At 62.9% G+C, this 18739-nt stretch carries 16 protein-coding genes; 11 read left to right on the forward strand and 5 right to left on the reverse strand.

Annotated features, from left to right (window positions below):
- Positions 1-45: 45 nt before the first annotated feature.
- Positions 46-978 carry a GntR family transcriptional regulator gene (locus EOB36_RS11265; RefSeq protein ID WP_164547152.1) on the reverse strand — a complete coding sequence of 311 codons (933 nt, stop codon included), beginning with the start codon at positions 976-978 and terminating at the stop codon, positions 46-48.
- A 136-nt stretch (positions 979-1114) separates the two neighbouring features.
- On the opposite strand from EOB36_RS11265, the gene EOB36_RS11270 reads away from it, so the two are divergent.
- The 6 genes from EOB36_RS11270 to EOB36_RS11300 all read left to right on the forward strand — a co-directional run bounded on the left by EOB36_RS11270 (position 1115) and on the right by EOB36_RS11300 (position 7423).
- Positions 1115-2314: a C45 family peptidase gene (locus tag EOB36_RS11270; RefSeq protein WP_127205003.1), complete on the forward strand. Its 1200-nt coding sequence runs from the start codon at positions 1115-1117 to the stop codon at positions 2312-2314.
- Complete coding sequence (locus EOB36_RS11275) at positions 2296-3237, forward strand: ABC transporter permease (protein ID WP_095489116.1); 942 nt, start codon at positions 2296-2298, stop codon at positions 3235-3237. Before EOB36_RS11270 ends, EOB36_RS11275 begins: the two co-directional genes overlap by 19 nt.
- Positions 3234-4061: an ABC transporter permease gene (locus EOB36_RS11280; protein WP_127205004.1), complete on the forward strand. Its 828-nt coding sequence runs from the start codon at positions 3234-3236 to the stop codon at positions 4059-4061. Before EOB36_RS11275 ends, EOB36_RS11280 begins: the two co-directional genes overlap by 4 nt.
- Positions 4062-4072: 11 nt before the next feature.
- Positions 4073-5734, forward strand: a complete 1662-nt coding sequence (locus EOB36_RS11285; protein ID WP_127205005.1) for a dipeptide ABC transporter ATP-binding protein — start codon at positions 4073-4075, stop codon at positions 5732-5734.
- A gap of 25 nt (positions 5735-5759) precedes the next feature.
- Positions 5760-6497 (forward strand): MOSC domain-containing protein, encoded by a 738-nt coding sequence (locus EOB36_RS11290; RefSeq protein ID WP_164759142.1) that lies wholly within the window; start codon positions 5760-5762, stop codon positions 6495-6497.
- 269 nt (positions 6498-6766) lie between these two features.
- Entirely contained in the window at positions 6767-7423 is a 657-nt protein-coding gene (locus EOB36_RS11300) for a hypothetical protein (RefSeq protein WP_127205007.1), read from the forward strand.
- Between the two features lie 140 nt (positions 7424-7563).
- Here the strand turns inward: EOB36_RS11300 and EOB36_RS35065 are convergent, their stop codons facing one another.
- From EOB36_RS35065 to EOB36_RS11315, 3 genes are all read right to left on the reverse strand, one after another.
- Positions 7564-9711, reverse strand: a complete 2148-nt coding sequence (locus EOB36_RS35065; protein ID WP_245467745.1) for a hypothetical protein — start codon at positions 9709-9711, stop codon at positions 7564-7566.
- A gap of 324 nt (positions 9712-10035) precedes the next feature.
- Entirely contained in the window at positions 10036-11622 is a 1587-nt protein-coding gene (locus tag EOB36_RS11310; RefSeq protein ID WP_126105512.1) for an ABC transporter substrate-binding protein, read from the reverse strand.
- Positions 11623-11653: 31 nt separating this feature from the next.
- Complete coding sequence (locus tag EOB36_RS11315) at positions 11654-12505, reverse strand: alpha/beta hydrolase (protein ID WP_127205008.1); 852 nt, start codon at positions 12503-12505, stop codon at positions 11654-11656.
- A 347-nt stretch (positions 12506-12852) separates the two neighbouring features.
- On the opposite strand from EOB36_RS11315, the gene EOB36_RS11320 reads away from it, so the two are divergent.
- The gene (locus EOB36_RS11320; RefSeq protein ID WP_095489110.1) at positions 12853-13551 is read left to right on the forward strand and encodes a GntR family transcriptional regulator; all 699 of its coding nucleotides are present in this window, start codon (positions 12853-12855) and stop codon (positions 13549-13551) included.
- 12 nt (positions 13552-13563) lie between these two features.
- Here EOB36_RS11320 and EOB36_RS11325 read toward each other — a convergent pair whose 3' ends face one another.
- Positions 13564-14712: a serine hydrolase gene (locus EOB36_RS11325; protein WP_095489109.1), complete on the reverse strand. Its 1149-nt coding sequence runs from the start codon at positions 14710-14712 to the stop codon at positions 13564-13566.
- 351 nt (positions 14713-15063) lie between these two features.
- Between EOB36_RS11325 and EOB36_RS11330 the strand changes: the two genes are divergently transcribed.
- The 4 genes from EOB36_RS11330 to EOB36_RS11345 all read left to right on the forward strand — a co-directional run.
- A complete protein-coding gene (locus EOB36_RS11330) occupies positions 15064-16419 on the forward strand; it encodes a glutamine synthetase family protein (RefSeq protein ID WP_128284870.1) in 1356 nt (451 codons plus the stop codon).
- A 252-nt stretch (positions 16420-16671) separates the two neighbouring features.
- Positions 16672-17115 carry a hypothetical protein gene (locus EOB36_RS11335; RefSeq protein ID WP_245467747.1) on the forward strand — a complete coding sequence of 148 codons (444 nt, stop codon included), beginning with the start codon at positions 16672-16674 and terminating at the stop codon, positions 17113-17115.
- A 266-nt stretch (positions 17116-17381) separates the two neighbouring features.
- Positions 17382-18200, forward strand: a complete 819-nt coding sequence (locus tag EOB36_RS11340) for an aldo/keto reductase (protein WP_348631574.1) — start codon at positions 17382-17384, stop codon at positions 18198-18200.
- Positions 18201-18302: 102 nt separating this feature from the next.
- A partial coding sequence (locus EOB36_RS11345; RefSeq protein WP_245467749.1) for a DUF6064 family protein occupies positions 18303-18739 on the forward strand: 437 nt, incomplete at its 3' end.

An 18739-nucleotide genomic window follows, 5' to 3' on the forward strand; every position in this document is an offset into this window, starting at 1 on the left:
GGCTCGAACCTGACCAGCCCAAATAGCGGCCGGAATCGCTGCCCGTCAGATAGAGCGCTGCGGCGCACCGAACTCGGAGGCCTGCCGTAGATGCTGGCGCAGCAGCGCCTCGGCCCATTCGATCTCGCCCGCCTCGACGGCATCGAGAATGGCGAGGTGTTCCCGGCAGGACTGCTCGATGCGTTCCGCCGGCAGTTCCTCGAAACCCGCCGATTCCTGCAACCGGCGCAGATTGTTCTGCTGACGCACCGCATCGGCCAGGAACCGGTTGCCGGAACAGGCCGCAAGTCCTTCATGAAATGACGCGTTGATCCGGAACCATTCATCGCCGCCGATCAGCGTCTTGCCTGTCGACACGATCGCCAGGATGCGCTCGTGTGCGCGGCGGACCGGCGCCAGTTGCTGGGGGTCTGCATTGAACATGGGCGACCGCAGCGCCGCGCATTCAACAGCCATCCGGAATTCATAGCTTTCCCGGTAGGCATCCTCGCCGACAAGCGTGTCGGCGAAACGCCAGCCGTGCCCCGGCAGGCGCTGCACCAGGCCTTCGGCGGCAAAGCGAAGCAAAAGCTTGCGCACGATGCCGCGTGATGCCTGATAGCGCGGCATCAGTTCCGCCTCGGACACCTCCTGGGGCAGTTGGTCGAGCGCGCGTTCCCGCATCATCCTGCGGTAAAGCTCCTCGAGCGGAGAACTGGGCAGTATATCCTCCGGGTCGAGATCGGCGACATCGCGCGCCAATTGCAGCCCCCTCGTCTCGAAGGGACTTAAGATGCCCTGGGCGACCAGCAGTTCCAGCGCTGCGCTGACGGGAGAACGCGAAACGCCGAACGTGCGGGCAAGGTCCGGCACCGAGACGCGGGTTCCAACCGTCCAGCCCGAATCCCTGATCCGCTCCAGGATCCGCCGCGCCAGATCTATCTGCAGCGGGCTGGCCGCCTCACTGCGTGGCTGCCGGTCGATGATCGTTTCGTTCATATGCACTTCCTCAGGCATTCGCATTATAGATATGCGCCACGCAGTTCGAACTGGCAATCTATCGAATTTTTCTGCTTTTCATTCAATCAAAATGCATTACTATCCGGACTCATACGAGTTTGAGGCTTTCCTTTTGATGACAACAGTCACACCATTTCCGCTTGTCGAAATCGCAGGAGCGCCGAAAGCGCGCGGCACGGCCTACGGCGAACAGGCGCGCGGGCGCATCGGCGCTTCGGTGGCGCTCTACGCTGCGCAGCTCGACCGTTTCGGCTTCAGGCGGGACGATGTCGGGCGGTTCTCCGGCATCTTCCTGCCTCGCCTTCGGCAATGGGCGCCCGACCTCGTCGAGGAAATGGAAGGGATCGCGTCAGGCGCCAATGTCGATCTGTCCTCGATCGTCCTGGTCAATGCGCGCACCGAAATCCTGCAGCTTGCCCGGCGCGAGAAAGGCATTTCCGACGACGAGCCCGACGGTTGCACGGGCGCGGCGATCCTGCCGGAAGCAACCCGGAACGGCAGGCTCATCCATGGCCAGAACTGGGACTGGAGGGCCGAATGCGCCGAGACATCGGTGGTGTTGCGCATCCGGCGAACGGACGGGCCGGACCTCCTCACCTTCACCGAAGCCGGCGGACTGGCGCGCAGCGGCTTCAACGCGGCCGGCATCGGCATCACCGCGAACTATCTCGAATCCGACCGTGACTATCGCGAGATCGGCATTCCGCTTCCCTTCATCCGCCGCCGGGCCCTCGAGGCGCAGCATTTCTCCCACGCCATCAAGGTGGTGGCGACGACGCCGAAATCCGGCTCCAACAACATGATCCTGAGCACCGCCGAGGGGTTCACGGTCGATCTCGAATGCGCGCCGGACGAGGTGTTTGCGATCTATCCGGACAAGGACATGATCGTCCATGCCAATCACTGGCAAAGCCCGGTCGCGCTGTCCAAGCTGCGTGAGACCGGACTTCGCGATGTGCCGGACAGTCTCTATCGTGACCATCGCGTGCGCCGGCATTTGTCGGCGCGGCATGGCGACATCACGATCGACGATGTGAAGGAAGCCCTGTTCGACGATTTCGCTTCGCCGTTCAGCGTGTGCCGTCCAGTGGTCAGGAAAGAAGGCGGCAATCTCTCGGCGACAGTCGCGATGATCGTCTTCGAACCAGCCACCGGCGTCATGGAGATCGCTCCGATGCCGGCTGAAAACCGCGAGTTCACCAGCTACGAGCTCACCATGGACGATGCGGTCCTCGCAAGGGCGGAGAAGGCAGTGCCGGCACGGGAGACATCTTCGATATCAGCACAGGAGAAACGATGGTCCGCTTTGTCCTGACCCGCATCGCCAGCGCCATACCGACACTTATCCTGGTGTCGGTTGCGGTCTTCGTGATGATGCGCTTCATCCCGGGCGATCCCGCGACCTTGATGCTGGGAGACCTCGCACAGCCCGGACAGGTCGAGGCGATGCGGCATCAGATGGGGCTCGACCAGCCCGTGGTGGTGCAATACCTGATCTGGATCGGCAATGTCCTTTCAGGCGATTTCGGGCGCTCGATCGGCAGCGGGCAAGAAGTGCTGCCGCTGATCCTCGACCGTTTCGCCGTCTCCTCGATCATCGTTTTTCTTGCTGTGCTTGTCGCCTCGGCGATCGCCGTGCCCGCCGGCATGCTGGCCGCCTGGAAGCAGGACAGTCTGCGCGATATCGCCGTCGTCGCCACCTCGACCATCCTGCTCTCGATCCCCAGTTTCTGGCTGGGGCTGATGCTCATGCTGATCTTCGGCCTCTATCTCGGCTGGTTGCCGATCGTCGGCTATGTGCCGTTCAGCCGCGACTTCGCGCAAGCCGCTCTGTATGTGATCCTGCCCGTGGTCACCCTGGTGCTCGTCGAGTCCGGCCCGATTGCGCGCATGGCCAGGGCCAGCACGATCGAGGTGGCGCGCCTGGAATACATCACCCATGCGCGGGCAAAGGGGCTTTCGGAAAGCGCGGTGATGTGGCGCCACGCATTCAAGAATGCCTTCGCGCCCACCTGGACCCTGATCGGGCTCGTGCTCGGCAGCCTGCTATCCAGCATCGTCGTCATCGAGACCGTCTTCACCATTCCCGGCCTCGGCCGGCTGCTGGTCGACGCCATCTATGCCCGCGACTATCCCGTCGTTCAGGGAACGATGCTGTTCGTCGCCTTCATCTATGTCGCGGTCAATCTTCTCGTCGACCTCGTCTATCCGCTGCTCGATCCGAGGGTTACCGCATGATCGCCCGTGCTCTCGGCCGGCCCGGTCTGAAATTCAACGCGATCTTCGGGATCATCGTCACCGGAACATTGATCCTTCTAGCCGTGTTCGGTCCGTGGATCGCTCCCTACGATCCGCTCAAGCTCGATCTGCCGTCGCGCCTCAGCGGGCCCTCGTCTCTGCATCTGCTCGGCGCCGACGAATTCGGACGCGACGTGCTCAGCCGCCTCGCCAGCGGCGCGCGTACCAGCGCCTGGATCGCTTTTGCAACTGTTATATTCGCATTGATCACCGGCACCGTGTTCGGCGTTCTCGCAGGTTTCCTGCGGGGCTGGGTCGATCGCATCATCATGATGGTCAACGATGCCTTCCTCGCCTTCCCAGGCCTGCTCCTGGCGCTTGGCCTGATGGCGGTGATCGGTGCCAGCCGCGAAGGCATCATCCTTGCGCTCGGCCTTGCCTATATGCCGATCGTGGTGCGCGTGGTGCGGGCTTCCGTAATGTCCATTCGCGAGCGGGAATATGTCGAGGCCTCGCGCGTGATGGGCAACAGCGAGATCATCACCATGGCGCGGCACGTGCTGCCCAACTGTGTCGCCCCGATCATCGTGCTCGCCACCACCATGTTCGGCTGGATCATCCTGTCGGAGAGCGCGCTGAGCTTTCTGGGACTGGGCGTCCCGCCTCCGGCGCCGAGCTGGGGCAACATGCTGTCGACGGCACGGCCCTATATCGGCCAGGCGCCGCATTTGATCATCCTGCCAGGTCTCTGCATCTCGATCACGCTGCTCGGCATCAACATGCTGGGCGACGCGGTGCGCGACTGGCTCGACCCGAAAATGTAGGTGCTGGAAACATGCTCGTGCCGACCGGGGACAAGAACACGATGCTTTCAGTGCGCAACCTGTCGATCTCGGTCGGGCCATCGGGAAAGCGGATCGTCGACGAGCTGAATTTCGATCTCGCGCCCGGTGACATGCTGGCGCTGGTCGGCGAATCCGGTTCGGGCAAGACGATGGCAGCCCGCTCGATCCTCAACCTGCTCCCTGCCCCGCTGGTCACGACCCCGGACAGTAGCATCCGCTTCGGCGGGCAGGAACTCACCAGCCTTGCCCCAAAGGCGCTGCGCCAGATACGCGGTGCGCAGATCGGCATGGTTTTTCAGGAGCCAATGGTCTCGCTCAATCCCGCTGTCACCATCGGCGAGCAGATGGCGGAAGGGCTTCGCCTGCATCGCGACATGTCGCGCGCCGAGATAAAGGACCGCTCGCTGGCAATGCTGGAGAGAATCCAGATCAAGGATCCCGGCAAATGCCTTGCCGCCTATCCGCACGAATTCTCGGGCGGCATGCGCCAGCGCATCATGCTCGCATCGGTCATGCTGCTCAAACCGCGCCTGCTGATTGCCGACGAGCCGACCACCGCGCTCGACACGCTGGTGCAGCGCGACGTGCTTGACCTCATGGTGGAGCTGACGCGGGAGAATGGAACCGCCGTCCTGCTGATCAGCCACGACCTCGGCATGGTGTCGCACTATGTGAACAACGTGACGGTGATGTGCGAAGGCAAGGCGGTCGAACAGGGAAGCAGCACCCAGGTTCTTCACGCGCCGCAGCACGAATATACAAGGCGGTTGGTCGACGCCCTTCCCAAGCGCAGCGCCGGCGGATCGAGAAGAGCCGTCAACGGCCCTCCCTTGGTCGAAATCAGCAACGTCGTCATCGACTATCCGGGCCGTCCCAGGCTGTTTGCGCGCGCGGAACCGAAGCGCGCCGTCGACGGCGTCGATCTGACCATCCGGCGCGGCGAAACCCTTGCGTTGGTCGGCGCGTCGGGCTCCGGCAAGACGACGCTCGGGCGCGCCATTGTCGGCCTCGTCAGGCCGGCCAGTGGAACGATCTCGTTTCTTGGCAAGGCGATTGCAAGTGATCGATCGGCTGACGCGCGTGAGCAGCGTCGCGACATGCAGATCGTCTTCCAGGATCCCTATTCCTCGCTCGACCCTCGCCAGTCCATTGCCGAGATCGTCACCGAGCCGTTGAAGCTCGACCCCGAATTGGACCGCATGCGGCGCACCGCCCGCATGGATGAGGTCATTGAGGAAGTGGGGCTGACGCGCGACCTTCTCGAGCGTTTCCCGCATCAGCTGTCGGGCGGTCAGCGCCAGCGCGTCGCGATCGCGCGGGCGATCGTCAGGCGACCGGCCTTCGTCGTCGCCGACGAGCCGGTTTCGGCACTGGACATGACAGTGCAGAAACAGATCCTGCTTCTGATCCGGTCGTTGCAGGAACGCTACGGTTTCGCCTGTCTCTTCGTCTCGCATGATCTGGGTGCGGTCGAGCAGGTTGCCGACCGGGTCGCCGTCATGCAGGACGGAAAGATCGTCGAGATCGGCGACCGCGACGACGTCTTCGACCGGCCGCGCCACGCCTATACGCGCGCCCTTCTCGATGCGGCGATGCTGATCGACCGCCGTTTCGCCGATGGCGCGGGCGCACGCAAGGCAGCGGCGCAATGACGGCGACACGGCTCGTCTCCGCACCATGACACCGTTCGGCCATATCAAGGAAATCTGGCGATATCCCGTCAGTTCGATGGGCGGCGAACGGCTGGACGGAACGGAGCTTGCGGAAGGCGGTATTCCGGGCGACCGGATCTGGGGCATCGTCGACCGGCGCGACGGAATTGTTGCCGCGCCGGAGAAGCGAAAGCATTGGCGGCCGCTGCCCAACCTTCTTGCAAGGCTGAAGGGCGACCGGCCGGAAATCGGATTGGACGATGGCTCCTGGATCGATGCCGGCTCCAGCCGCGCAGGCGAGCTGGTTTCGGCCTTCCTCGATTTCCCGGCGGCGCTGCACCCGCACGTCCCCTTCGGCTCGGAGGCCCAGGATCATATCGCGCCACGCTATCAGCGCGCCGACATCCACATCGTCACGTCAGCCTCGATGAACAGGCTCGCCGGCCTGCTTGCGGATCCCTCGCAAGTGGATTCCAGGCGGTTCCGGCCCAACATCGTGATCGAGACCGACGCTTCGCGGGATGGTTTCGTCGAGCAGCAGATCATCGGAAAAGTGCTTTCGATCGGCGAGGCGCGGATCATGATTTCGGAATCCTGCGCGCGCTGCACCTTCACCGCGCTGGCGCAAGGCGATCTCGCTTTCGAACCGGCAGTGCTGCAAACCATAGCGCGCCACGGCGAAGGCGGTTTCGGCGCGCTCTGTCGGGTCATGCAGCCGGGCAAAGTCAGGATGGCCGACCGGGTCAACTTGAACGAAGCCTGATCTTTATCCAGCTTTCGGTGTTGGACGGCGGCACGTTGCGGCGGCTGATGGGTGAGATGGGCCGTAAGTTTGATGGCGGCTATGCGGAGTATGCGTTGTTTGCCGAACTCGCTGCTGATGCCGGCCACTACGCACCGCGTCCTTGATACACCGGATTCATCCCCTAGTTTAGCTCCGTGGGCGCCTTAGTCGCGAGTTTGCCTGAGGGCGGCGGCGGTCGCGCCGTCCTGACTGCATGCCGCGGAAAGACGGTTCGACCGACGCACTTTATGGAGGTGGTCGTGCGTCAATCCCCTGAATCCAGCTGGGCATATTTCGCATTCGTTTGCTCGATCGCGGTAGCTTGCGTAGGAGCTGCTGCCGGCGGCGAGCGCGGCGAAGGCAATAGCGCTGGCAACCATGGTGGCGGAGGCAATAGCGCTGGCAGCCATCACGGTGAAGGCCGCAAAGGCGGCTCGCACAAAGGGCCTGGCGCCAAGCCCAGCGGCTCCAGCAGTAGTTCACCGGTGGACGACGATGGAACCAGCACCGCCGCAACGGCGGCAGTGCCGGCCACTCCGGCAGCCACTGCCGTCAGTGTCGCCCGGTCCGCAGGGGCCGGACGGTCGCTCGACCTCCCGGCCAACCTCCAGCCTCTCAGCGCCAGCAACAGTCCATCGACGGTCCGTCCAATCAAGGCGCTGCCGGGCGTCCCGGATGAAGTCGTTCGCGCCTGCCATGATGCAATCGAGTCGGCCGCCGCCCCGTTTGGCGCGACCAGTGTGCGCGTCAACAGCGCAGGTTCCATACGTCGGTTGAGCCCGGATACGATCTCGGCTCCCGTTGAGGTCAGCATCGACTATGGACGGCAAGGCAACGTGGAGACGCGGCAGGCGCCGATCAAATGCGAATTGAACGCGACAGGCAGGGTGATCGGGCTGACATAGCGTATCGCGCAGAACTCCCCGCCGACGAGAGCAGGATGAATTCGAAGGGTGATCCATCCGCGGCGTCGTGAGAGGGTGCGAGGCAACGCCTCCCAAAGGCCTTGGGCCTTCGATAGGAGGATGCACATTCGTTTTGGAAATCACTCCAAGGTCACGTGTCTTGGCCTGAGGGAATAGGGAAGTGTGAGAGAACGCACCCGGGCAATCCGCGACGGGTTGCGAACCTTGCTGCGTGCAGTCTTCTGGCTGACAGCCTTCAACCCGCCGGCAGCGGCTGCTGCGCGGCCAGCGCGCGGCTTCGGCGGCCGCTCAATCTGCGCGCTGCGACGCTCAGCCCTGAGCCTGTCATTGTCCGCGCGCGCCGCAGCCAGGTCGCGGGCAAGAGAAACATTGTCTTCACGTTGCTTGTCCAGAGCCTCGTTCAGCCTGGTGACCCGTACCAAAAGTGCTCGAGCGGCGGCGCGTTCGAGGCGAACCTTATCGAGATCCTCATGGGTCGAGGCTGCTGCAGCGCGTTCTCGTGCCAGCGCTTGCGCCGTCTCGGTTGCAGTCTGCTCTGCACGCTCTGTTGCTGAGACTGCTCTGGCTCGTTCCTGTTCAGCCGCGACGCGCTCGAGGCGAGCTTTTTCCAGCTCGTCACGCGTCGACGCTGTTGCAGCACGTTCTCGTGCCAGAGCCTGTGCCGTCTCGGTTGCAGTCTGCTCGGCACGCTCTCTCGCTGACACCGCTCTTGCTCGTTCCTGTTCAGACGCGTCGCGCTCAAGGCGAGCTTTTTTTAGCTCCTCACGAATCGACGCTGCTGCAGCGCGTTCTCGAGCCAGCGCGCCCTCCGTCTGGGCCGCGGTCTGCTCCACTCGTTCTCTCGCTGTGACTGCACCGGTCCGTTCCTGCTCAGCCGCGTCCGCGCGCTCCTTGAGCGCGGCATTGGACAGTTTCACTTCGGCGAGATCGCCACCAAGGTTCTCTGACTTCCGGCGTTCGTCGTCGAGCATTCCGCTCGCTTGCGCCAGCGAAGCCTTGGCCTTGGCGCGATTCTCGGCCGCCTCGGCCTCAAGCTGTTCAATTTTCGCCCGCGCTCGCGACAGATCGCGCGCCCGCCATTCGGCTCGCTGACGCTCCAGATGAGCAGCGGGCATCTCCGTAAAGACATAGTTGGTGGCCTCGCGCAGCATTGTGCGGGCATCTCCCGCTATGCGCCGCAATGCGTCAAGTGTGCGGGCTGCCGCGAGCTCGTTGCGCAATCGCTCCTCGTGTGCGTTGTCGGAGGCTGCGATGCTTGTCCTCAGCGCATCGATCTGCTTGCGCGACTCGAGGAGTGCTCCCTGTAGAGCAGCGCTCCTGGCGCGTTCGCTTTCCGCCACCCGGTGCTCCTGGCCGCCCAATTCCCCTGCAGCGGCTGCCTGACCACCGGCTGCCCCGACTTGCAGCCGGGCAGCCGTGAGATCCGGGCTGAGCAAGTCGACACTCGTGCCTTGGGCCCGCGAAATGGCGGGGGCGCTTTCGACCCAGTTTTGTCTCGTCATCGCATAGCTAAGCGGCACGGCCAGACAGATTGCGGCGACGCCCAAGCGGGGCACAAGACCGATTGGCTTGCCAACGCGAGGAGGGGTGGCCGTTACGATGGTCGGCTCGGGATCCAGGCTGAACCCTCCCCTTTGAGCTGTGACATTCAAACCGCGATGCGCCGGATTGGCCAACTGAGCAACTTTGCGCGGCGAAACCTTATGACCCAATTGGTCCCATGCTGACCCGCAAATTCGCTCCCCACGTTCCGCCGCGGCGAGTTGTGTCGGCATACGGCTCAGGGCCCTCAATACTGGACTACTTACGTTGGCAAGATTAGCAGCCACCTGCCTACGAACATAGCCAGCGATTTCTCTGACCGATGTCGCAAGGCGGCCGGATTGCGGCATGTTCGTCGCGGAAGCGAAAGCGTTGGTCTGGGCCACAGACGAGCTCTCGTAAGCTTCGGAGATCACGTCGAAATACTCGATTCGCACCCCGAACCGAAGGTAAGTGGCATCGTGATGCCGATCATCCAGGTCTGCCGTGTCTGAGGGCACGGCAACCTGAGAAGAAGAAGCAGGCTCGGTTGCAAGGTCGACCGGGCTTTCCCAATCCCAAGATGCCTCCTCGGGGGGATCAGATTCGCCTTCGCTCTCATCTGATGTGAGGCGACGGATACGCCGGAGCATAAGATAGAGGCCCACCGAGGCAAGTGTTGCTATCCCGCCCAGGATAACGAGATCTGCGTTGTTTGCGTAAATTTCGGCAAGATGATTTGGCATTGCCGTGCCTGTGGGCGGTCCGCTTGAGCTTTAAGTTAGGTCACAAAGCTAGGTCACAGACCTCCACGGTCAACCGTCACCTCGTACTAAAGGTCAGAGACACTTCGGCCACGCAGAACGGCCATTGCTGCTCGGATCGCTGTCGAACGATCGCTCCTGGGGCAAACGCGCCATGGGAGAGCTGGTGAGTTTAGGTCTCCTTCCCGCCCTGAGCGGGTTTACGGCCCCGGTACCAAGCGTCAGGTTTTCACCACCAGGTAGCTCAAACAAAAGATCGGAGGCCACACGCCTCCGACCTTTCGAGCGACAGACAACCGCCAGCTCCTATTCGCTTTTCCAGACACCCCATGCGCGGGGGTTTGCCGCGGGCCATACTGAATAGCCTTTCACCTTCGGCGACACGGCGTCGACGGATGGCTCGTAATAGAGGCCAAGGATCGGCACATCCTTTGCCATGAGGGCATGGAGCTGCTTGAACAGCGCCTTGCGTTGCGCGGGGTCGGTCGTGGCCATCGACTTCGTGTAGAGGTCGAGGGCCTCCTTGCTGTCCCACTGCGCTGTCGGATCGGTCGCCTTGTCGCCGAGGATGACGCCATACATCAGTGACGGATCGAGACGCGCCGAATAGCCGAAGGACTGGATCTGGAACTTGCCGGCAAGGTAATTGTCGAGCTGTGCCGCCCAATCCAGCACTTCGAGCTGCGCATTGAAGCCCGCGGCCGTCAGCATCGCCTGCAGCAGCACGGCGTTTTCATACATGCCCTGGTAGCGGGTGTTGGTCTGGATCTTGATCGGCTCGCCCTTGTAGCCGGCCTCGTCTAGCAGCGCCTTGGCCTTGACCGGGTCGTATTCCGGCCATTTGAGAAAATCCCCGTCGAAGAATGAGCTCGCCTGGGCGACGGCAGAGGGGTCACCGGCGGCGACACCGTTGGTGCGAGCGGCGGCGATCTGGTTGATGTCGGCGGCATGCGCCAGCGCCTCGCGTATCTTGACGTTCGACAGCAGCGGATCCTTGGTCTGCAGCAGGATCGCCGTCCACGACAGGCCTTGCGTCGACAGCACCGTCATGCCCCGCGACTTGGCTTCCTCGACACGCGATGATTCAAGATCGGGCAGAACGTCGAGCTCGCCGGCGAACAGCGCGGTTTCCGATGCCGCCGTGTCGGGAATGACCATGAAGCGCACCTCGTCGACATAGGCCTCACGGCTGCCGGCAAAGCCGCTCGGCGCCTCCTTCACCGGCTTGTAATCGGCAAAGCGTTCGAGCGTGACATACTGGCCCTTGACCCATTCCTTCAGTTTGAAGGGGCCACTGCCGATGGCGCTGTCGGCGATCCACTTGCCGTCGGTGCCGACATTCTTCGGGCTGGCGACCCAGCCATTGCACTGGACATTGGCGAGCTGCGCGAGAAAGAGCGCATTCGGCGCGTTGAGCGTGAAGACAACGGTGCGTGGATCAGGCGTCGCCACCTCATCGACCTTGAGCCCCTGGCTGCCGTCGAAGAACGGAATGCAGAACCACTCGTTGGCCGCATCCATGCGGCGGTCCCAGTTCCATTTGACGTCGGATGAGGTCACGGCGTCGCCATTGTGGAAAGCCGCGCCGTCGCGCAGCGTGAAGGCATAGGTCTTGCCGTCGTCCGACACTTTCCAGGATTCGGCCAGTGCCGGGCCGACCGTGAGATCGGCGCGGTAGGCCACCAGCGTCTCGAAGATCTGGTGCAGCACCGTGTCGGTGTTCGCGTCGCGATTAAGACCGTCGGTGGCGCGGATGTCGGCGTTAATACGAACCTTGAGCGTGCCGCCGGTTTTCGGCTGCTCCTGCGCCATCGCCGGCAGCGCACACGCCATCATGGCGATTGCCGCCAGCACCCGGATCAATCGTCTTCCCATTCCCGATCTTGTTCCCATTTTTATCTCCAGTTTTGTTGACTGCAGTTTTTCAGGCGGGCGCGGCAACCCCATTCAATGCCCGCGCAAAGAAGTCCTTGACCTTGGCGATGAGCTCGCGGTCGTCGTGGGTGATGCCGGGCACGACATCCAGCTGCACCTCGACGCCGTGTCTCTCCAGGCTGCCCTTCAACGACCTGATCCGGTCGTTGCGGGTCGCGCCGGCGAGATCGGCGCCGGGCATCCACCAGGCATCGTCCGGCTTGATGGTGATCTCCCAGGTTTCGAGATCGTCACCACCGATCACCATCTGCACGGCGACCTTGCGCATGGCGTCGAGGTCGACCTTCTTGCCGAACACTTTCTCGAAGTCGCGCACCCCGACCCAGAAATCGTGATCGAAGTCGAGCAGGGTCACGACGCCCGGCGCACCGATCGATGCAGCCAGCAGGCGTTCGGGATGGAGGAACAGGAAACGATGGGTGAAATGGCCGCCGCCGGAGAAGCCGTACATCAGCACGCGGTCGCCGCGGATGCGGTAGCGCTCCCGCATTTCCTCGACCATGTCGAGCATCACGGCATCGTAGTGGAGGTCGCCCTCGCGCAGCATCTTGTAGGAGGAAAGGTCGCCCGGGAAACAGATGCTCGCCGGAAAAAGCGGGGCAAGCACGATCACGCCGTTCTGCTCGGCGAAGTCGGCAAAGGCATCCCGGTAGGCGAGCATGCCGCGTTCGGTGCCATGCACGATCACCGCTAGCGGATATGTCTTGTCGCCGTCCTCGTCATAGTCGTCGGGCACATAGGCGCAATAGGGGAAGCGCTGGTCGAAGCGGGAGGCGTACACCGTCGTGTGGCCGAAATCGTAATAGGACAGGCGCTTGCCATGTCCGCTGACGTTGCGCATCGAATTTTCCCCAGTCTCAATTTTATTGTTTCATCATTTTGTGTGACTGAAAAGCATTTATTTATCTGAGACGCCGGGAAAGTACGCATTTTACATCGCGTAACGCCGAGCGTTCCTGGAGCAGGCATGAGCTGTTGTCCGGCCGGCTTTGTGTCGGCGCGGCATTTGCTGGCCGCAACCCGGAAGGTGACGACGACGCGGCTTGCAGCGCTGCGGTTGAAGCGTCTATCATGTTCTTGAAAAATCGCTGACTTCGGCCTTCATGCCGCGTTCGGCCAGCCATCATCTCTAGCGGCAGATGTAGCCAGCTGCGTAGATTTCAGAACGAATGAAGTAGCGCACCGCCAATGGCCGATAAAACGCTTTTCGGGTTGACCGCCGTCGACACCGTGCCCCTGCATGAGAAAGTCTATCTCGAACTCGTCAGGGCATTGATGTCGGGCCAGTTTGCGCCCGGTCAGAAGCTGACCTCGCGCAAGCTCGCCAAGGAACTGGGCACCAGCGACATGCCGGTGCGCAGCGCCTTCATGCGGCTGCAGGCGCTGCGTGCGCTGAGCCCGATGCCGAACGGCAGCATGGAGGTGCCGGTCATCTCGGCCGAAAGGTTCTCGCAGCTGACCGAGGTGCGAACGATCCTCGAAGGCTCCGCGACCGAGCTTGCCGCAAAGCTGATCAATGGCAACAATCTGCGAGCGATCCGTCGCCACTGCACGGAGCTGACCCTGGCAGCCCGCAAGGGCGACATCGACGATTACCTGCGCAAGAACTATAACTTCAAGTTCTCGATCTATCGCCACTGCGGCAATGAGCAGATGATCTTCCTGATCGAGACGGTGTGGATGCAGGTCGGCCCGTTTCTCAGGAACCTGACCACCGGCTTCGAGGACAATCTCGCCGCCATTCTCGACATCGATTACCATGAGGAAGCCGTCGCCGCGATCGAGGTCCAGGACGGGCCACGCGCGCGTGCCGCCATCGTGCGCGACATAAACGACGGCGCGACGCATCTTTTGCAGCACGTCAAGTTTCCGGAAACCCGTAACTGACTATCGAGGCCGTCACGAGGCAGCGGAAACTGCCTTCATCACCGCGACGACCGTCTGATCCATCCGGTCGTTGACCGGGTCGGGTTCCGAGGACTGCCTGACAATGACGGTTTGCGTCGCCGGATCGATCCAGAGCCACTGGCCATGGATGCCCAAGGCGGCGAGCGCACCCGTGCCGGTGTCGTACCAATAATTGCGGTAGCTTCCACCCGGATAGGCATAGCCCTGGTCGCCGGCGGCCCAGATGGCGCGGTCGCCGCCGGCCCAGAGGCTGGCGATCCAGTCTGCCGGAACGATGCCGCCGCCACCGGTGCGAACCAGCTCACCGACGCGGGCGAGATCGCGCGCGGTCATCGAGATGCCGCCCGAGGCGCGCGGATTGCCGGCCCGATCGACGGTTATCTGCGCGTCGGAATGGGTGCCCATCGGCTGCCACAGGAGCCGGCTCAGCAATTCGGCGAAGCGCTCGCCCGATGCCTGCTCGAGGATGATCGCCGCCATGTCGACATTGGGTGACCGGTAGGCGTGCCGCGTGCCGTGCGGATGTGCGGCCTTCGGCAAGGTGCACAGGAAAGTCTTGAGATCGGGCGCGGGATCGTCCGCTTTGTCCGGATTCCACAGCATCGCCCGCCTGTAACGATCGAAAGCGCCGTCTCTGCTCAGATAGGCTTCGTCGAAATCGATGCTGATCTGCATGTTGAGGAGATCGCGTAAAGTGGCGTCGCCATAGGCCGATCCGGCGGCTTCGGGCAGGTGCTTTGCCAAGCGGTCGTCCAGCGAGAGCATCCCTTGGCCGATCAGGATTCCCGCCAGAAGGCCGGTGATGGATTTGGACACCGAAAACACCAGATGCGGCTTTGCCGGATCGCTTGTCGGGGCATGCCACTCGGCCACGAGATTTCCGCCGCGCATCACCACGAAATTGTCGGTGTCGCTTTCAAGCAGGAAATCCGGCAATGGACGCGGCTTGCCGGCAACGTCGGCAACCACAAGGTCGGACAGCCGGCCGAGGTCGAGTGCCGGCGTCTCCGGCTGGCGCGCGCTACGGATCGTGGCGGACGGCACCAGTTCCGCCGCGTTCTGGAACGACCAGGCCGAATAGGGCCTTGTCCTCCAGTTCGACAGGTCGATCTCCGCGCGGTGCGACGGCGTATTTGTCATTTGGCTCATCCCTCTGACTGCTGCGTGGCGGCGAACGGTGTCTTCGCAACCGCCCGCTCCTGTTCTTTCATGTCCCGGCGCGAAGGCCGGCTCGGCCTATTCCCGCTCCTTGCCGAGCCGCCGTAGGCCGGCTCAAATGCCGCTTGGCTTTCCCCAACCTTACCACTATATTGCGATCGCAAATCGCGCAATTGGTCCTGAAATGCCACCCGATATCCCAGCTAGTGAATTGAAAAAATAAGCAAAATCCTCTGGTGGCAGCCAGAGCGGTTTTCATAAACTCACAAGCTATCTATAAGAGATATCGTAACCGATCAGGGCCGCGGCACCTTTCGGAACCAGGGGTTGAAATTGGGCGATGCAATCACGGACGTTCTGAATTGGCTTGAAAGCAGGGACGACATCCACAGCCTGAGGGCTGCGGTGTGCGACCTCAACGGCATCATGCGCGGCAAGCGCATACCCGTCGAGCAGGCACGCAAGGCGCTGGAGGGCAAGCTGCGCATGCCTTATTCGCTGGTTGGGCTCGACATCTGGGGCGAGGATATCGAGAACAACACGCTGGTTTTCGGCAACGGCGACGCCGACGGCCTTTGCCAGTGGACGGGACGCGGCATCGTGCCGGTGAACTGGACGGCACATCCGACAGCACTCGTTCCGCTCTGGCTTGCAGATGAGAACGGCGCGCCGTTTCTCGGTGATCCGCGACGGGCGCTGGCCCGTGTCCTCGACCGCTACAAGGCTCTGGGCCTGACCCCGGTCACTGCCACGGAACTGGAATTCTATCTGGTCGACCCGCAATTGCAGCGGCCTATCGGGCCTGTCTCGCCGGTAACCGGTCGCCGTCTCGATTCCGATGCGGCCCTGTCGATCGACGAGATTGACGACTTCGAAGCCTTCATCCACGACGTCTGCGACGCCTGCCGCATGCAAGGCATTCCCGTCGACACCGCGATCGCCGAAAACGGTGTCGGCCAGTTCGAGATCAATCTGAACCATGTCGCGGACGCCTTGCGCGCCGCCGACGATGCCGTGCTGTTCAAGCGCACCGTCAAGGGCATCGCCCGTAAGCACGGCTTTGCCGCCTGCTTCATGGCCAAGCCCTATGGTGACCGTGCCGGCAACGGTTTTCACGTCCATTTCAGCCTGACCGACGCCGAAGGCCGCAACGTCTTCGACAACGGCAGCGACCAGGGGTCGGACATCATGCGCCATGCCGTCGGCGGTCTGCTCGCCGCCATGGCCGAAAGCACGCTGGTTTTTGCACCGCACTTCAATTCCTACCGCAGGCTGCGTCCTGGATCCTATGCGCCGAACGCGGTTGCCTGGGGCTACGAGAACCGCATGATCGCGATCCGAATCCCCGGCGGGCCAGCGAGCGCACGCCGGATCGAACATCGCGTCGCCGGCGCGGACGCCAACCCTTACCTCGTGCTTGCGGCTATCCTGGGCGCCGCACTCATCGGCATCGAAAGGCAATTGTCGCCTGGCGATCCGACGGGCAGAGACGGGCAAGGACGTCAGCCGGCGAAGCTGCCGCCTGACTGGGCCTCGGCGATCGCCAGCTTCGAGAGCGGGGCGCATATTGCGGAGATATTTCCGGCCATCCTGCGCGACTCCTTCATCGCCTGCAAACGGCAGGAGCTGAATACGTTCGCGCTCAATGTCAGCGATTTCGAGCTCGAGACCTATCTCGAAAGCGTTTGATCGGCAGGGCGCGCTGGCGACCGCCCAACGTCGAAGATGCTCAGGCGACGCCGCGACCGCCGGCAGCAGATCCCGTCAGTGCAGCCACTGCGCTGAGCGGCACGTCAACGACATCGTGAAGTTGTGCAGGTTGACTCGATTGTCTGCTTGCCTAACTAGGGTCTCGGGTCGGCGCAATTCATCACAGTCGGTATGATATTTTCCAGCCTCCGAAAGCCTGTCCTTCTTGTTCTCTTGGCCGGCAGTTCTATCGTGTCCTCCTGCGTCGCCCCTGACGATACGTCGACCATCGCGAAGGAAGACGCAACGACAGCGGCAGCCCGCAAAGAGATGATCGGTCTCAGCGAGGCTGATGTTCGAATGTGCGCCGGCTTTCCGAGTGCCACCGCTGATGCGGGCGGATCAGGTCAGATCTGGACCTATCAGCGTACCGTTCAACGCGGCAATCTCAACGTCGTGATTCCAACCTTGGCGGTGGGTGCGATCCCGACGGTTGGAGGATCCCTCAATGTCAATCCTGGCGGCTATTGCAACACACAACTTCGAATGGTCGATGGCCGTGTTGCCGAGGTTGCCTACGCCGGCGACAACAATACGCCGAACAACCGCGATGCGCTCTGCGTCAGCACGGTAGACGCCTGCGTGGCCTATGCCCGCCAGCACCGTCAGGTCAGGACAGGGGCTACCTCCAGGTAATCGGGCTGGTTGCAGAGCGAGTGACAAACTTACAGCGGTTGGGCGGTTCTATCAAAAGCTGAACCGCTCTTGAGACCGGCCGGCTCCCCGCCGATCGCCCCCAGATCGGCCTTGCGAAGGTCGGTCGCCCGGAACCATTTTTGTGGTCAGGAGTATAGGGATGGCAGATGATGATTATCACCCGCAGGACATTCGTGAAGACTGCCGCCGCTTCCGGAGCGGCCTTCGTGTTGCCGGGAACCGCGCCCGGCGCGCCTGCGCCGCTGATGCGGGCTGTGCCCTCCTCGGGAGAGATGCTTCCCGCAGTTGGGCTGGGCACCTGGATCACCTTCAATGTCGGCGACGATCCGGTGCTGCGCAACGAATGCGCCGAGGTGATCGCGGCCTTCTTCGAGGCAGGCGGCCGCATGATCGATTCCTCGCCGATGTACGGTTCCTCGCAACCGGTGATCGGCTATGGCCTCGAGAAGCTCGGCCGGCCCAAGGCGCTGTTTTCCGCCGAGAAGGTCTGGACCTCCTCCGCCGCCGACGGAGCCGCGCAGATCGAGCAGTCGCGTCGCTTCTGGGGCGTGCCGCGCTTCGACCTCGTGCAGGTCCATAACCTCGTCGGCTGGGAGGCGCATCTCGAAACCCTGTTCGCCATGAAGGCGGACGGGCGCATCCGCTATGTCGGCATCACGACGTCCGAAGGACGGCGGCACGACCTGTTCGAACAGATCATGCGCGCGCATCCGCTCGACTTCGTGCAGCTCACCTACAACGTCGTCGACCGTGAGGCGGAGGAACGGCTCCTACCGCTGGCGGCCGAGCGCGGCATGGCCGTCATCGTCAACCGGCCGTTTCAGCAAGGCGCGCTGACGCGCCAGCTCGAAGGCGAGACGCTGCCCGACTGGGCGGCCGAGATCGGCGCCGGATCCTGGGCGCAGTTCATCTTGAAGTTCATCCTTGCGCATCCCTCCGTCACCGTCGCCATCCCCGCCACGACCCGCGTCGACCATGTGCGCGAGAACGTGACGGCCGCGACCGGTCCCCTCCCCGACGCGGCCATGCGCGAGCGGATGGCGGCCTACATCCGGGACCTCTAAGCAGGCATTCGTGGGCTGGCCCACGAATGCCTGCTTAGTTTCTGTTGTTTGTCGCAGGTTCTTGTCGCAAAACCGTGGGACACTTTTGCGGGACCTGCTTAGATGTCGGAATGGTGGACCTACCGGCTGGAAGATTTCCTGCTCTTCTCGCCGCGCGTCTACTGGCGCATGTTCGAGTTGCACAATGCAGCCATCTGGCCGCTGCATCTCCTGACACTCGCCGCCGGCCTTGCCATTGCCCTGCTCGTGCTGCGGCGGCCGCGTCGCCATGGTCTCTGGATCGCACTCATCCTTGCCGCGCTCTTTGCCCTCGTCGGCTGGTCCTTCCTGTGGAGCCGCTATGCCGTGATCAACTGGGCGATCGCCTATGTCGCGCCGGCCTTCGGCCTGCAGGCGCTGCTGCTGGTAATCGGCGGTGCCGCACGCGGCAGCCTCGCCTTCGACAGGCGGGACATGACGGGTCGGCTCGGGCTGCTGATCATGGCCGTTGGCATCGTTGTCTATCCGCTCCTGCCGCCGCTCTTCGGGCGGCCATGGGC

The organism is Mesorhizobium sp. M6A.T.Cr.TU.017.01.1.1 (genome assembly GCF_004023115.1).
Classification (GTDB): Bacteria; Pseudomonadota; Alphaproteobacteria; order Rhizobiales; family Rhizobiaceae; genus Mesorhizobium; species Mesorhizobium mediterraneum.